This window comes from Haladaptatus sp. T7 (assembly GCF_026008575.1).
Taxonomy (GTDB): Archaea; Halobacteriota; Halobacteria; order Halobacteriales; family Haladaptataceae; genus Haladaptatus; species Haladaptatus paucihalophilus.
In genome coordinates, this window is record NZ_BROP01000003.1 from 1 (window position 1) to 13,496 (window position 13,496).

The 13,496-nt window shown below is 63.7% G+C and carries 19 protein-coding genes; 7 read left to right on the top strand and 12 right to left on the bottom strand.

The genetic code is table 11. From position 1 onward, the window contains the following. Both OPC11_RS09165 and OPC11_RS09170 read right to left on the bottom strand, forming a co-directional pair. On the bottom strand, positions 1–478 hold a 478-nt coding region (locus OPC11_RS09165; protein WP_264781677.1), incomplete at its 3' end, for an aminopeptidase. A gap of 39 nt (positions 479–517) precedes the next feature. Then, positions 518–1,309 (bottom strand): class I SAM-dependent methyltransferase, encoded by a 792-nt coding sequence (locus OPC11_RS09170; RefSeq protein ID WP_264781678.1) that lies wholly within the window; start codon positions 1,307–1,309, stop codon positions 518–520. Positions 1,310–1,439: 130 nt separating this feature from the next. Between OPC11_RS09170 and OPC11_RS09175 the strand changes: the two genes are divergently transcribed. Both OPC11_RS09175 and OPC11_RS09180 read left to right on the top strand, forming a co-directional pair. Beyond that, positions 1,440–2,117, top strand: coding sequence for an AzlC family ABC transporter permease (locus tag OPC11_RS09175; protein WP_007982476.1), 678 nt, complete (start codon positions 1,440–1,442; stop codon positions 2,115–2,117). Then, positions 2,118–2,468: an AzlD domain-containing protein gene (locus OPC11_RS09180; RefSeq protein WP_007982474.1), complete on the top strand. Its 351-nt coding sequence runs from the start codon at positions 2,118–2,120 to the stop codon at positions 2,466–2,468. Positions 2,469–2,493: 25 nt separating this feature from the next. Here OPC11_RS09180 and OPC11_RS09185 read toward each other — a convergent pair whose 3' ends face one another. The 3 genes from OPC11_RS09185 to OPC11_RS09195 all read right to left on the bottom strand — a co-directional run bounded on the left by OPC11_RS09185 (position 2,494) and on the right by OPC11_RS09195 (position 3,982). Then, positions 2,494–2,679 (bottom strand): hypothetical protein, encoded by a 186-nt coding sequence (locus OPC11_RS09185; RefSeq protein ID WP_007982472.1) that lies wholly within the window; start codon positions 2,677–2,679, stop codon positions 2,494–2,496. A 54-nt stretch (positions 2,680–2,733) separates the two neighbouring features. Then, positions 2,734–3,003, bottom strand: coding sequence for a hypothetical protein (locus OPC11_RS09190; protein WP_264781679.1), 270 nt, complete (start codon positions 3,001–3,003; stop codon positions 2,734–2,736). Positions 3,004–3,106: 103 nt separating this feature from the next. Beyond that, positions 3,107–3,982: a deoxyribonuclease IV gene (locus OPC11_RS09195; protein WP_007982468.1), complete on the bottom strand. Its 876-nt coding sequence runs from the start codon at positions 3,980–3,982 to the stop codon at positions 3,107–3,109. Between OPC11_RS09195 and OPC11_RS09200 the strand changes: the two genes are divergently transcribed. Then, positions 3,967–4,221, top strand: coding sequence for a hypothetical protein (locus OPC11_RS09200; RefSeq protein ID WP_143154360.1), 255 nt, complete (start codon positions 3,967–3,969; stop codon positions 4,219–4,221). The genes OPC11_RS09195 and OPC11_RS09200 overlap by 16 nt on opposite strands. Positions 4,222–4,309: 88 nt before the next feature. Here OPC11_RS09200 and OPC11_RS09205 read toward each other — a convergent pair whose 3' ends face one another. From OPC11_RS09205 to OPC11_RS09215, 3 genes are all read right to left on the bottom strand, one after another. Continuing rightward, positions 4,310–5,119, bottom strand: coding sequence for a biotin/lipoate A/B protein ligase family protein (locus tag OPC11_RS09205; RefSeq protein ID WP_264781680.1), 810 nt, complete (start codon positions 5,117–5,119; stop codon positions 4,310–4,312). Positions 5,120–5,223: 104 nt separating this feature from the next. Next, on the bottom strand, positions 5,224–5,700 hold the full coding sequence (locus OPC11_RS09210) for a YbhB/YbcL family Raf kinase inhibitor-like protein (protein WP_264781681.1): 477 nt from the start codon (positions 5,698–5,700) through the stop codon (positions 5,224–5,226). 43 nt (positions 5,701–5,743) lie between these two features. Beyond that, positions 5,744–6,115 carry a hypothetical protein gene (locus OPC11_RS09215; RefSeq protein WP_007982461.1) on the bottom strand — a complete coding sequence of 124 codons (372 nt, stop codon included), beginning with the start codon at positions 6,113–6,115 and terminating at the stop codon, positions 5,744–5,746. A 190-nt stretch (positions 6,116–6,305) separates the two neighbouring features. On the opposite strand from OPC11_RS09215, the gene OPC11_RS09220 reads away from it, so the two are divergent. Both OPC11_RS09220 and OPC11_RS09225 read left to right on the top strand, forming a co-directional pair. Next, complete coding sequence (locus OPC11_RS09220; protein ID WP_264781682.1) at positions 6,306–7,592, top strand: TIGR00341 family protein; 1,287 nt, start codon at positions 6,306–6,308, stop codon at positions 7,590–7,592. A 71-nt stretch (positions 7,593–7,663) separates the two neighbouring features. After that, on the top strand, positions 7,664–8,074 hold the full coding sequence (locus tag OPC11_RS09225) for a VOC family protein (protein ID WP_264781683.1): 411 nt from the start codon (positions 7,664–7,666) through the stop codon (positions 8,072–8,074). Between the two features lies 1 nt (position 8,075). Here the strand turns inward: OPC11_RS09225 and OPC11_RS09230 are convergent, their stop codons facing one another. The 3 genes from OPC11_RS09230 to OPC11_RS09240 all read right to left on the bottom strand — a co-directional run bounded on the left by OPC11_RS09230 (position 8,076) and on the right by OPC11_RS09240 (position 10,183). Further along, complete coding sequence (locus OPC11_RS09230) at positions 8,076–8,468, bottom strand: VOC family protein (protein WP_264781684.1); 393 nt, start codon at positions 8,466–8,468, stop codon at positions 8,076–8,078. A gap of 90 nt (positions 8,469–8,558) precedes the next feature. Then, a complete protein-coding gene (locus OPC11_RS09235) occupies positions 8,559–9,698 on the bottom strand; it encodes an aminotransferase class I/II-fold pyridoxal phosphate-dependent enzyme (protein WP_264781685.1) in 1,140 nt (379 codons plus the stop codon). Continuing rightward, complete coding sequence (locus tag OPC11_RS09240; RefSeq protein ID WP_007982456.1) at positions 9,695–10,183, bottom strand: Lrp/AsnC family transcriptional regulator; 489 nt, start codon at positions 10,181–10,183, stop codon at positions 9,695–9,697. Before OPC11_RS09240 ends, OPC11_RS09235 begins: the two co-directional genes overlap by 4 nt. Positions 10,184–10,316: 133 nt before the next feature. Here OPC11_RS09240 and OPC11_RS09245 point away from each other — a divergent pair, with 133 nt between their 5' ends. Then, on the top strand, positions 10,317–10,841 hold the full coding sequence (locus OPC11_RS09245) for a GNAT family N-acetyltransferase (RefSeq protein WP_007982454.1): 525 nt from the start codon (positions 10,317–10,319) through the stop codon (positions 10,839–10,841). A 128-nt stretch (positions 10,842–10,969) separates the two neighbouring features. Here OPC11_RS09245 and OPC11_RS09250 read toward each other — a convergent pair whose 3' ends face one another. Beyond that, positions 10,970–11,764, bottom strand: coding sequence for a hypothetical protein (locus OPC11_RS09250; RefSeq protein WP_264781686.1), 795 nt, complete (start codon positions 11,762–11,764; stop codon positions 10,970–10,972). Positions 11,765–12,026: 262 nt separating this feature from the next. On the opposite strand from OPC11_RS09250, the gene OPC11_RS09255 reads away from it, so the two are divergent. Further along, on the top strand, positions 12,027–13,496 hold the full coding sequence (locus OPC11_RS09255; RefSeq protein ID WP_264781687.1) for a sodium-dependent transporter: 1,470 nt from the start codon (positions 12,027–12,029) through the stop codon (positions 13,494–13,496).

Consider the following 13,496-nt stretch of genomic DNA (forward strand, 5'->3'; position numbering starts at 1 on the left):
CTTTGTTCACCGCGCCGTAGACGAACTCCTCGTAGGCTTCCGTGCTCATCTCGGCCAACTGGGCGTCGCCCGGCGCGGGGAACTGTGTACCGACCCACCGTTTCCCCATCCGTTCCTGCTGAATCGGGGCGTGTGCACGCGCTTGGGCGGCGACCTTCTCGGTCGGAACGTCGCTCGTCTCCGCCGTGTTCTCGGAGCCTTTGATGATGATCACGACGTCGGTTTCCTCCAGCGCCGCCAGGGAGTGGTCGGGGAGGTCGATATCATCCGCGTCACAGCTTCGAAGGAACGCCCGTTTCGCCCGCGGGCTTCGCATCGAGAGCGACGGTTTCGCGCCGCGCTCCCCGATCTTCTCGTGAAGCGCGACGGCGAGGTCCTCGGCGACGGTGGGTGCCAAAATCTCCACTCTGTCGCCTTTTTCGATGCTCACGGAGTGGTCAGCGATGACTTCCGCGTGATCTCGAACTCGTGGGTCCATGTCGGAAAAGAGAGGCGTTGGCGTGAAAATGGTTTCAGTTTAGACCCGACCGGAAGTGACGTAGAACGGAACGACTTCCGCACGTCGGTAGTCGTCGGTCTGCATCTGGTCGACGACGGCGTGGCCCATCTTCCGCCATCCCGCTCGAAGGTCCTCGTACTCGTCGGGCGACAGCGGTCCGACCAGCGTGTCGCGTTTGTCGGCCAGCGCGCCTGCCGTCGCCTTCCGTTTCGCGGCCTCGACGTCGCGGGTCGAATACGGCGGTTCGACCGTCTTCGCGTGGTGGTGCGCTCGGGTGGTGATTTCGTCGAGTCCGGCAGTGCGAAAGACCTCGCGCGTGCCGTCCCCGCCGAGCGTAATGTCGGTGGTCGTCCCCTCGACGTAGGCATCGCGCGCCTTCCGGGAGAGGGTTCGCTCCTCCGGAACCGTCGATTCGACCGACACGGCGGAGTTGTCGGGTTCGACCGCGGCCACGAGGTCCGAGGAGACGCGGGCGAACTCCCGCACCGCCCGAATCGGATCCGGGAGGTTGATGAGCAGCGCCTGACAGACAACGAGGTCGAAGGTGTCGTCGGGAAACGGCAGGCGGTGGGCGTCGCCAGCGACACAGGGGACGAACTCCGCGGCGACCGAGAGGAGTCGCGGGTCGGCGTCCGTCCCGACGACCTCGCCCGGTGTTTCGTCCGCGAGGACGCGGGCCAGCTCGCCGGTGCCACAGCCGACATCGAGCACGCGTCGCCGGGAATCGAGGTCGAGGTCGGCGAGCGCGTCGCGGGAATCCCACATTCCGTCCCGTGTTCGCCGGAGGTAATCGGCGGAGAACTCGCGCATGGGTATGGTCAGTCGGTTTTTGATGGGCGGCGTCAAAAGCGGGGTGGTTCGTCGCGCGACAGGTCGGTCGGCGAACGTAACTGACCGGGATACCAACGTTGATACCAGCCAGAGCGTCTACGAGTAGGCAGTGTCATCACGTGCCGATTTTCTCGCGGGCGTCCGCGTCGCGTTGCCGATTACGCTCGGCGTCGTTCCGTTCGGGATGGTCACCGGTGTCGCCGCGGTCGACGTCGGCATTCCGGCGATACACGCCTTCGCGATGTCGGTCATCGTCTTCGCCGGGGCGTCGCAACTCGCCGCTATCGAACTCATCGGTCGAAACGCACCCATCGCCGTCGTCATCCTGACCATGCTCGTCGTCAACCTCCGGATGATGATGTACAGCGCCTCCATCGCACCGTACTTCGAGCGCGAGTCGGCGCGGTGGAAGGCGGCACTCCCGTACCTGTTGACCGATCAGGCCTACGCCGTCTCCCTGCTGAAGTTCAGAAACGATGAGACCACCAGCAGGCGATGGTACTACCTCGGCGTCGCGGTGCCGCTCTGGGTCGCGTGGCAGACGGCTACCGTCGTCGGCATCCTCCTCGGCGGGGGCGTTCCCGAAGGCTGGCACCTCGAATTCGCCGTCCCGCTGGTCTTCCTCGCCGTGTTGGTCCCGACCGTCACGGACCGCGCGACGCTGGCCGCCGCCATCGTTGGCGGTGCGGCGGCGGTCGCGGCCAACGGCCTCCCGTTCGACCTCGGCCTCGTCGCGGCGGCAATCGTCGGTATCGGAGCCGGACTCGCCGCGGAGGAGGTGTTCTGAATGTCCCCCGCACCGACCACCGACTTCGGCTCGAACACCCTCTGGCTCGTCATCCTCGCCGCGGGCGTCGGCACCTACGCGATTCGCGTCTCGTTCATCGCCCTGTTCGGCCGATTAGACGAGATACCCGAGGGCGTCGAGCGCGCGCTCCGCTTCGTCCCGGCCGCCGTCCTCTCCGCGCTTGTCGTCCCCCAGTTCGTCTACGCCGACGGGAGCCTCGCGCTCTCGCCGGACAACCTTCGGTTATTCGCGGGCGCGTTCGCCGTCGTCGTCGCGTGGAAAACCGAGAACATCTTGGCGACCATCGTCGCCGGGATGGGCGCGCTGTGGCTGTTGAGTTACCTGCTGTAGTCCCGGAAAAACCGTTGACGGCGGTTCACGAACTGCCGACGCTCCGCCAAATCGTCGCCGCGACCGCGACGACCACGCACGCCAGTGCGAGCACGGTCACGACCGGACTACCTGTGGACTCGAACCGCCAGTCGAAGGCGACGTAGCCGACGACACCGACGATACAGGCGAGGATTCCGACGAGTCGGAGGGCGGGGGATTGGGAACGCATGGCATACACCTACTCGCCGATTCGACAAAAAACCTGAGTTATCCGCGGTGAAAATCACGAACGTGGTTTCGGAGCGTTCGCTTCCTCGTTCTCGTCCTGTCCATTCCCGTCCAGTCCCTCACCCGTGTTTCGAGCTGATACTGGCGACGTCCATACCGCATCTGCATCCGCATCTGCATCCGCATCTGCATCCACATCCGCATCTGCATCTGCATCTGCATCCGCATCCGTACCCGCACCGCCGGTGTCCCCACACCTCCCCGCCAGCGCGGGAATGCGCTCGCCGTTCGCGTCTCCCGCCTCGCGCGAAACGCGCTGGCACAACCGTTCGGTTGACCGACCGAGCGTTCGCCACGGAGAAAATTCGGAGCGCTCGGAATCGCCGCATGGTCCTCGACGCTCTCGAAAAGAGATGCTCGTTCCGACGTTATTCGCCGTTCTCGCGCAGTTCCTTCACGCGGGCGATGTTCCACGCGAAGCCCTTGCCGTCCTCGGTCGGCGTTTCGAGGACGAGCGGCACGTCTTCGAGTTCGGGGTGGTTGATGATGGCGGACATGCCCTCCTCACCGATGTAGCCCTCGCCGATGAGGGCGTGTTCGTCCTTGTTCGTGCCACACTCGTGTTTCGAGTCGTTGAGGTGGATGCACTTGAGGTGCTCCAGACCGACCACCTCGTCGAATTCCTCGATGGTCTCCTCGACGCCCTCCTCGGTGGAGAGGTCGTAGCCCGCGGCGAAGGCGTGGGCGGTGTCGATGCACACGTCGAGGTCCTGCTCGGACTCGTCGAGGACGGTGGCGAGGTGTTCGAAGTCGCCGCCGAGTTTGGTCCCGCTCCCGGCGTCGCTCTCGATGAGGACGGTGACGCCGTCCGGGATATCCAGTTCGTCCAGCGCGCTGGCGGCGTTGTCCAGGCCGCCTTCGACGCCCGCGCCAGTGTGAGCGCCGAGGTGGACGTTGACGTATTCGATGCCGAGTTCGTCCGCGGCGTCCACTTCGGTCTGCATGCTGGCGATGGATTTCGCGCGGAGGTCGTCCTTCGGCGTGCAGAGGTTGACGAGGTACGACGAGTGGATGACCCACGGGCCGTCGAGTTTCTCGTCGGTTTCGTTCACGAACAGTTCGACCTCCTCGTCGCTGAGGTCCGGGTCCTGCCAGACCTGCGGGGACGTGGTGAATATCTGCCCGCAGTTGCCGCCGAAGGCGACCTGTCGGCAGACCGCGTTCGCGATGTTGCCGTGGGGTGGTTTCGTCTCGTCGCTCGTGACCTTCGAACTGGACATGGAAACGTGTGCGCCGACTCGCATACTCACAGCCTTCCGTTCGGTGGTCAAATGTACTTCGAAGCGTCGGCGTCAGCGTCTTCGAGATGGTCCGCCGTGCCAGACGGTCGTGTTTTCTCATCGACCGGTCGGGCGTCGTCCGGTACGTCTGGGTCAGCGACCACCCCATCGACCCGACGATGAGACGACCCCCGCTCGCGGAGGTTCACGACGCTGTTCTGGAGGCGTTCGGCACCGAACCCGAGACGTTCGGGGTGGAGTGACACCGATACGCCGTCTCGCCATCGTCGCCGAATGCGCCGTCTGCGGGGCGGAGACGGGACGGTTTACGGAATAGGAAGAGAATTCGATTCACGCGGTCGGGTCGTCGCGGTGCTTCGTCCACGCCTCGCTTCCGAACTTCGCGTCCGCGTGCTCGCGTGCTCGGGACAGTTCGTCGTCCGTCCACGACCCTTCTGTCGCGTCTCCCCAGTCGCGGAGCGCGTCCTCGACGGCGGTCACGGCGTCGTCGCGGTCGATGCTGGCTTCCTCGTTGATGGTGGTCACGCGTTCGTGGAACTGCGCCGCCGTCGTCTCGGGGTTCGCAAACGTCGAGAGGTGACGTTTCGCGTCGAGTGCGAACTTCAGCGAACCGTGTTGGATGACGGCATCCTTCCGGCGATACTGCGCGTTGCCGCTGATTTTGCGCCCGTTCGCCACCACGTCGTGTGCGGGGTGGAGTTCCCGGAGGTAACACGCCGGTTCGTGGATGACGGGGAGTTTCTCCTCGGTGAACCCCGCGTCGACGCCCATTCGCTCGAACGCGTCAAAAATCGGCTCACAGAGCAGTTCGTACGTCTCCATCAAGTCGCCCGGCAGTTCGTCGGCGGGGGCGATGATGGAGTAGGAGATGTCGCCGTAGTTGTCGTGATAAATGCCGCCGCCGCCGGTCGGCCGCCGCGTGACGGTGATTCCTTCGTCCTCGCAGAACTCCCAATCGACCGTCTCCGGGTCCTGTCGGTAGCCGAGCGACAGCGTGCTCGGGTCCCAGCGATACACGCGGAGAGTTCGCGGCCCGCCGTTCGCGGCCGTTTCCGCGGCGATTTCGTCGAGCGCCATGTTCAGCGGGCCGTCCCACGATTCTTCTCGCACGAGCCGCCAGTCCCTGTCCGCCAGCGTCATGCTACCTCATTCGCATGGTGGGACGAAATCGGTTACGGACGACGGACCGGCGAAACGTCCGCAAGAGGGTACGCGGTCGCACCGGAAATTCTGGACCGAAGCGTCTACGATCGCTCGAAAACGCCCGTGAATCGGTCCTCAGCCAGCACGTGCCCCGCGAGCGACGTGTCCAACTCCCGTCGCGGAGCACCCGGCGGCAGGTCCAACGTCGTATCGACGGCGAGCAGTCGAAATCGATACTCGTGAGGGCCGTGGCCCTTCGGCGGGCGTGGACCGCCGTAGCCCACGTCGCCGAAATCGTTCTGGCCTTGCGACGCGTCGCCGAGGGCCGTTACCGTCTCCGTCGTCGGCACGCCCTCCGGGATTTCGACGGTATCCGACGGCAGGTTCCACATCGTCCAGTGGGTGAACGTCGCGTTCGGCGCGTCCGGGTCGTCGACGATGACGGCGAGCGACGCCGCGTCGTCCGGCGCGCCACCGATTGTCAGTTCCGGGGAGACGTCCGCACCCTCCTTGGTGAACTTCTCGGGTATCTCTTCGCCGTGCGTGAACGAAGACGTTCGAATGGAGAGGTCGCCCATACGTTTCGTATCCGGTCCGCGGTTCAATAGGGATGGCGGCCCGTCACTCCACCGTCTGCCACAGCAGGAAGAGGACGACGATGAGCAGGAGCTGGACGAGTTTGTCCACGAGACCGAGCGGTTCGTAGACGTTCGGCCAGCGCAGGCCGAAGTACGCGGCGAACTGGATGCCGGTGAACGCGATACCGACGGGGTACAGAATCCGCCGATTGAATCCCAACCAGAGGAGGACGATGGCACCGAAGAAGCCGAGTCCGGCGAGGATGAACAGGATTCCGAAGATTCCCTCGCCGAGGTCCTCCACGCCCTCGTAGAGGTGAATGAAACCGGTAATCGCGGCGAGGACGATACCTACGTAATCGAGCGACGCCAGTCCGTCTGTGCGGTCGAACCACGAGCGGGTTTCGGTCGCCATACGAGCGGTGCAACCGCGAACGGATTAGGAATGACGGCCAGTAACGTTTCGCCTGACCAGTCGAATCGGGAGTATGACGGACCGCCGACAACGAATCGGCGGCGTCGTGGCGAAACCCGTCGTCGTCAAGGTGTGACCGGGAGCGCTGAACTACACAACCAACTAAATATTCTGCCGACGTAACAGGTGTATGCGTCTCGTGCAAATTCTCGTCCCCCGTGGCAAACGGACGGACGTTCTCGATGCACTGGACGAGGAGGGGGTAGACTACGCCGTGTTCGACGAAACCGGGCGGACGGAGTTCACCGCGCTGGTCACGTTCCCGGTGCCGCCGAGCGCCGTCGAACCCATCCTCGAAAAACTCCGCGACGTGGGCATCGAGGAGGACGCCTTCACCATCGTGCTACAGCCGGAAACGGTCGTTTCGAGGCGGATCGGGGAACTCAAACGGCGGTACGCCGGGGTGAACATCGCCCGCGAGGAACTCCGCGACAGGGCGTCCGAGATGGCTCCCGACCGCTCGACCTTCTTCTCGATGACGGTCATCAGCACCATCATCGCGGCGACCGGGCTGTTGCTCAACTCGTCGGCCGTCATCATCGGCGCGATGGTCATCGCACCGCTGATGGGTCCGGCAATGGCCGCGAGCGTCGGGACGGTCGTTGACGAACCCGATTTGGTGTCCAGGGGCGTCTGGTACCAGATCACCGGTCTACTGGTCGCCATCGCGAGCGCGGCCCTCTTCGGGTTCCTCGTTCAGGGAACCGTGCTCATCCCGCCCGGAATCGATATCCGAACGATTCCGGCGGTGACGGAACGGTTCACGCCGAACTTCCTGTCATTGCTGCTGGCGCTCGGCGCGGGCGCGGCGGGCGTCATCAGCCTCATGCGCGGTTCCGGGTCGGTCATCGTCGGCGTGATGATCGCCGTCGCGTTGGTCCCCCCGGCCGCGACCGTCGGCCTCGGAATCGCGTGGCTCGATTTCGGCGTCGCGTTGGGCGGCACCGTGAACGTCCTCGTGAACCTCCTGTCGATAAACCTCACCGCGCTGGCGTTGCTATGGGTGTCCGGCTATCGCCCCGAACGGATACGGTCCGTCGGGGAAGCCCGTTCCAGAACCCTGGCGCGAATCGCGGTCATCCTCGTCGCCATCGCGGTCCTCTCGCTCGGTCTCGGACTCGTCACCTACGGAACGAACCGGACGACGGTCTATCAGGAGCAGTCGAACGACGAGATACACTCGCTGTTCAACGGCGAGAACGCACCGTATGCGGAGTATCAACTCGTGAATTCCTCGGTGACGTACCGACCGATCGAGTTCTACCAGGGGAAACCCGCACAGGTTCGAATCGTCACCGACCCGCCGGGTCAGCCGCCGGACGGCATCGCACAGCGAATCGACCGCGACATCACGCGACGAACGGGTCAGAAGACGACCGTCGAAGTCGTGTTCGTCCAGTCGCAAGAGTCGTCATAGTGTGGGTCGGCGGTTCCAACCGGAGATTCGACGGTCGACAGTGATTTCATGATGCAACCGCCATTCCAACCGTGACGAACGACAGTCCAACCGGCCTGCTCCACCACGTCGAACTCTACGCCAGCGACTTCGAGGCGTCGGCGTCCTTCTGGGGCTGGTTGCTCGACGAACTCGGCTACTCAGTCTATCAGGAGTGGGACGGCGGCCGGTCGTGGAAACGAGGTGAGACGTACATCGTCCTCGTCCAAGCCGACGAGGAGTTTCGGGACGAACCGTATCATCGCCGTCGTCCGGGGCTGAATCACCTCGCGTTTCACGCCGCGTCGCGCGACCACGTGGACGAACTGACGGAGACGTTGCGCTCGAAGGGCGTCCCGATTCTGTACGAGGATGACCACCCGTTCGCTGGCGGCGAGGACCACTACGCGGTCTACTTCGAGGACCCCGAACGGATAAAGGTCGAACTCGTCGCGCTGAAGTGATTCACGCGGCCAGTTCGACGAGGACGATTTTGGTGCTGTACGGGTCCTCGAAGTGGACGTTAACACCGCCTTCGTCCGACTTCGGTTCGCCGAGGAACGTGACACCTCGGTCGGAGAGCGTCTCGTAGGTTTCCCGACAGTCGTCGGTGTAGAAGACGAACGCCGGTTGGTCGCCGGTCTGCTCGCCGACCAACGCACGTTCCTCCTCGCCGCTGGGTTCCATCAGCCAGAGTCCGATCGGCGACCGTTCGGGACGACCGACGTGCACGGCCCGATACCCCTCCTCCAGTTCGTCGTCGTAGAGCACCTCGAAGCCGAGCGTTTCGGCGTAAAACTCGATGGCGTCGTCGTAGTCGTCCACCAACAGCGTCGTGCGACCGATTTCGGTCATCATGAGCGAGTAGAAAAAAGTGCGATACCGGAATAACGCTGTGCCGTACGTTGAGTGAAAGTGGTCGGAAAACGAGCGGGGAAAAGACGGTCCCTATCGTCCGCGAACGAACGTCTCGATTCGGTTCATCGCCTCGCGCAACTCGGCCATGCCGGTCGCGTAGGAGGCGCGGAAGTGGCCCGCGCCACCCTCGCCGAAGGCGCTTCCGGGGACGACGGCGACGCCCTGTTCTTCGAGGAGTTCCTCCGCGAAGGCCTCGTCGTCGTCGCCGCACGCGGGGAACGCGTAGAACGCGCCGCTGGCCTCGAAGCAGTCGAGGCCCATCTCCTCGAAGCGCGAGAGGACGAACCGCCGACGGCGGTTGTACTCGTCGTGCATCTCTCTGACGCTATCTTCGCAACTCCGGAGCGCCTCCAGCGCGGCGTACTGGGCGGTCACCGGAGCGGAGAGCATCGAATACTGATGGATTCGATTCATCGCGGCGATGGCGTCCGCCGGACCGAGCGCGTAGCCCAGTCGAAGGCCGGTCATCGCGTAGGCCTTCGAGAAGCCGTTGAAGACGACGGTTCGCTCGCGCATGCCGGGGAACGTCGAAATCGACGTGTGGTCGCCGCCGTAGGTCAGCGCGGCGTAAATCTCATCGGAGAGGACGAACAGGTCGTGTTCCCGAACGAACTCCGCGACGTCCGCGAGTTGGTCCGCGCTCATCGTCGCGCCGGTCGGGTTGTTGGGATAACACAGCATCAGCGCGTCCGCGTCGGCCGCACCCGCGGCTTCCAGCGCATCGTAGGTGAGTGCGAAACCGTTCTCCGCCCGCGTCGGAACCGCCAGCGGTTCGCCGCCCGCGAAGACGACGCCGGGGACGTAGGAGATGTACGAGGGCTGGTGAACCGCCACGGTGTCGCCGGGGTTCACGAGCGCCCGCATCGCCACGTCGATGGCCTCGCTCGCGCCCGCCGTCACAAGAATCTCCGCGTCCGGGTCGTAGTCGAGGTCGTAGCGCTCCACGTGGTCCGCGATGGCCATCCGAAGGTCGCGGCGGCCGCGGTTCGCGGTGTAGGAGGTTTTCCCTCGCTCCAGCGCGTCGATGGCGGCCGTTCTGGCTGCCCACGGCGCGGAGAAATCCGGTTCGCCCACCCCGAGCGAGATAACGTCGTCGCGCTCCTCCGCGAGTTCGAAGAAGCGCCGAATCCCCGATGGGGGAACCTGTTGAACGCGGTCGGCGGGCTTCATGGCGAAACCGAGAGACGGTCGTCGTCGTCGCGGTCCTCGAACTCGATACCGCGTTCCTTGTACGTCTCCATGACGAAGTGTGTCACCGTCTGCGTCACCTCCGGGATGGGCGCTATCTGCTCGGAGACGAAGTTCGACACGTCGTGCATCGACTCGCCCTCGATGTCCACGGCGAAATCGTAATCGCCGCTTATCAACCGCAGCGAGACGACTTTGGGGAATTTCGCTATTCGACGCGCGATCTCCTCGTAGCCGGTTTCCCGGTCGAGTTCGACGTTGAGTTCGACCTCCGCTTGCACGTGTTGGTCGTCGATGTTGTGCCAATCGACGACCGCCTGATAGCCGCGGACTGCACCCTCGGATTCGAGTTCCGTAATCAGCGATTCCACTTCCGACTCCGACAGTCCGGTCTGTCGCGCGAGGTCGGCGGTGCTCTCGCGGGCGTTCGACAGGAGCAGTTCCAGTAGTTCCCGTTTCGACTCCATAGCACCCCTTTCTGGGCGGGGGCACAAGTAGTTTGGTCGCACCTGACAACGGGCTGGCGAAACACGGGAGAACTGCAGTCCGACCTGCGCGACCGGGCGGTTATTCCGTTCACGGAGAGACGGTCCGCACGAGATGGCCGAGATTCGGGAAGCGACACGGGACGATGCGTCCGAGATTTTGCGCCTTCACATCGCGTCGATTCGCGCGTTCGGCCCGGACGCGTACGACGAAACACAGGTCGAGGCGTGGGCGGAAAAGGACGACGGAACCAGGGGCTATCCCATCGACACGCCGGGTCACTACCTCGTCGTCGCCGTGAACGACGGCGTGGTTGGGTACGGACATCTCGTGCCGGAGAACGACGAAGTGCGGGCAGTGTACGTACATCCCGACGCCGCACGGAACGGTATCGGCTCAGCCATCCTCGGCCATCTGGAGGAGTACGCCCGCGGTGTTGGACTGACCCGACTCGAACTGTGGGCATCGCGCAACGCCGTCGAGTTTTACGAACGAATGGACTACCGCCCGATAGCCGAGGAAGCAGTCGAGAAGGAACACGACGGACGCGAAGTGTCGATTCCGGTGTTGGTGATGAGGAAATCGCTCAACGACGGAGATTCGATACTCGACGAGATGCCGGATGAGACTTATCGATAGGACGGCCCGCACTCGGTGTCGATGAAACTGGTGGGAAACATCGAGTTCGAGGGCATCCCGAAGATTCCGAAGGAAGACGGCTGTGCGACCGAAAGAAGCTCGCCAGCATCATCACCGGCAAGTAACCGTCACCACCATCTCGCTCCGTCGTCAGAATCGTCCGGTCTCGTTCCGTACAGCGCGGCCGAGTGAATCTCGACCGGACTCCACGGTTCGAAGTCGCCTTGGCCGCACATGTTCCACCACCGCTCTTCCATTCGATTCCAGTAGACGCCGTTGAAGTTGAGTTCCGGGCAGTACCACGTTCCCGTCGTGTCCATGATGAAATCGACGTCCCACGTCTCGGAGAACTCGCTCGCAATCCGTTCGGCGTACCGACGCGGCGTGGAGAGGTCCACGCTCCGAATCACGGGATCGAGATAGTCGTAGGTGTCATCGCAGACGTTCCTCGCTCGCTCCGCGGTCGGCGGCGTGTGGCCGAGAACGTCGCCGTCGTCCACGAAGAATCGAACCGACGGATGGCAGGTGTGGTTCGGGTGCCGACAGAAATCGAAGTCGAGCCACTCGCGCACCACGAGTCCGCCGCCGTGCGGCCAGCCCTGTTCGCCGTTCTGCGTGAGCAGCGATTCGACCACCCGGTCTATCACGTCCGCCTCGGGGCGGTAGATGAACGACCCCTCGCGGAGTCGGACCGTGGCGGCCTTGACCTGCGTCCGAACGAACGCCCGGTCGAACCCGTTTCGGTCCATGAACGACAGAATCGCGTCCGTGTCCCAGCGGATTTCCTCCTCGTCCGTTTCGAGCGGGACGAGCGCCGTCTTCGGAACCGGAACGTCGAGTTCCCGAAGCCGAGGCCAGTAGCTGTCGAAGCGACAGCGTTCGTCGGCGAAATCGGTGATGTAGAGCGGGGCCGCGGAGGGCATGAGTGGCAACCGATTCGATGAGGAGCGACATTACGATGTCGCCGAAGTACCCTCACACCAGCTATTTCATATCGTGGAATGTGGTTTATTGCGCCAAACCATCCCAATTCTGTCAGAGCGAGACAGTCGAGGTTCTCTACAGAATCAGAGCGGTTGAGTACAGCGATCAGTAGAGAAAGTGTATTCATGTCGGTGGGAGTAGAATATCACCACCTAACCGTATCAATATAAGTTTCTGCCGACCGTCCGAACCGCCGTATCCATGTCAGATGCTAACGCACGGACCGTACGGGAACAGTGGGGAAGTCGCTTCGGCTTCCTCATGGCAATGCTCGGCGCGATGGTCGGCGCCGGAAACATATGGCGGATGCCGTTCACGACGGGCGAGAACGGAGGTGGCGCGTTCCTCGTGGCGTACGTCATCCTCCTGTTCCTCATCGCCATTCCGGGGCTGATGGCCGAGACGGTGTTCGGGTCGTACACGAATCGCGGCGTCATCGGGTCGTTCAAATCCGCGTTCGGTGAGGGCCGCGCGGAAGGGCTCGGGTTGGTCGTCGTCATCGTGAACATCGCCTTGATGTCCTACTACGCGCCCATCATCGGGTGGACGATGTACTACGCGGCGAACTCGGTTCTCCTAACCTTCTCGCAACCGGGCTTCGACCCGCAGTCGTTCTGGTCGGCCTTTTCGGGATCTCCGGCGCTCACCGTCGGGATGCACACCGTCGCCATGGCGGCGACGGGAGGCGTCCTCCTGTTCGGCATCAAGGACGGCATCGAGCGCGTCGTCAAGTGGATGATTCCGTTCCTCGTCCTCGCGCTCATCGCGGTGGGAATCAAGGGACTCACGCTCCCCGGCGCGATGGGTGGACTGGAGTTCGTGTTCACCCCCGACTGGAACTACCTCGTGCGTGCGGAGACGTGGACCGCCGCGCTCGGACAGGCGCTCTTCTCAACCGGCCTCGGTTGGGGTATCGCGCTCACCTTCGGGAGTTACCTGAGCAAGAACGACGACGTGCCGCTTGGTGCGGGCGTCTTCACCGCCGTCGGAAACACGAGCGTCGGGCTGCTCGCCATCTTCGCCGTCTTCCCGGCGGTGTTCGCGTTCGGGCTGGAGCCGAGCGCCGGGTCCAATCTGGCGTTTATCTCCCTACCGAGCGTCTTCCCGCAGATGACGGGCGGAGCGATTTGGGCCATCCTGTTCTTCGTCGGCTTCCTGTTCGCCACGTTTTCGTCCGGCCTCGCCATCACCGAAGTCGCGGTGACGACGGTCACCGAGGAGACGAGGTTGGACCGCCGCGGTGCCGTTCTCGGAGTCGTCGGCCTCATCTGGTTGGTCGGTCTTCCGAGCGCGTACTCCGCCGACTTCCTCGGGCTGATGGACTTCATGTTCGGAAACTGGGGGCTGCCGCTCGCGGCGTTGCTCATCATCCTGACCGTCGGCTGGCAGCTCGAAGCCGAACCCATGCGCGTCATCGCGCTCAACCGCAACTCCGACATCCACGTCGGTGGGTGGTGGGTCGGCATCATCAAATTCCTCATTCCGGCGCTGATGGTGGGCATCATGGCCTACTACGTCGTGATGAGTGTCGGTACGTCGTTCGTCCGGACGGTCGGCGGCGTCGTGTTGATGGCCGTGTTGCTCGTCGGTGCGGTCCTCATCATGGGTGCGCTCCGCGGACGTGGCGGGGCGAGTGACTCACCTGAAACCGCCGCGGGAGGAGGTGATTGA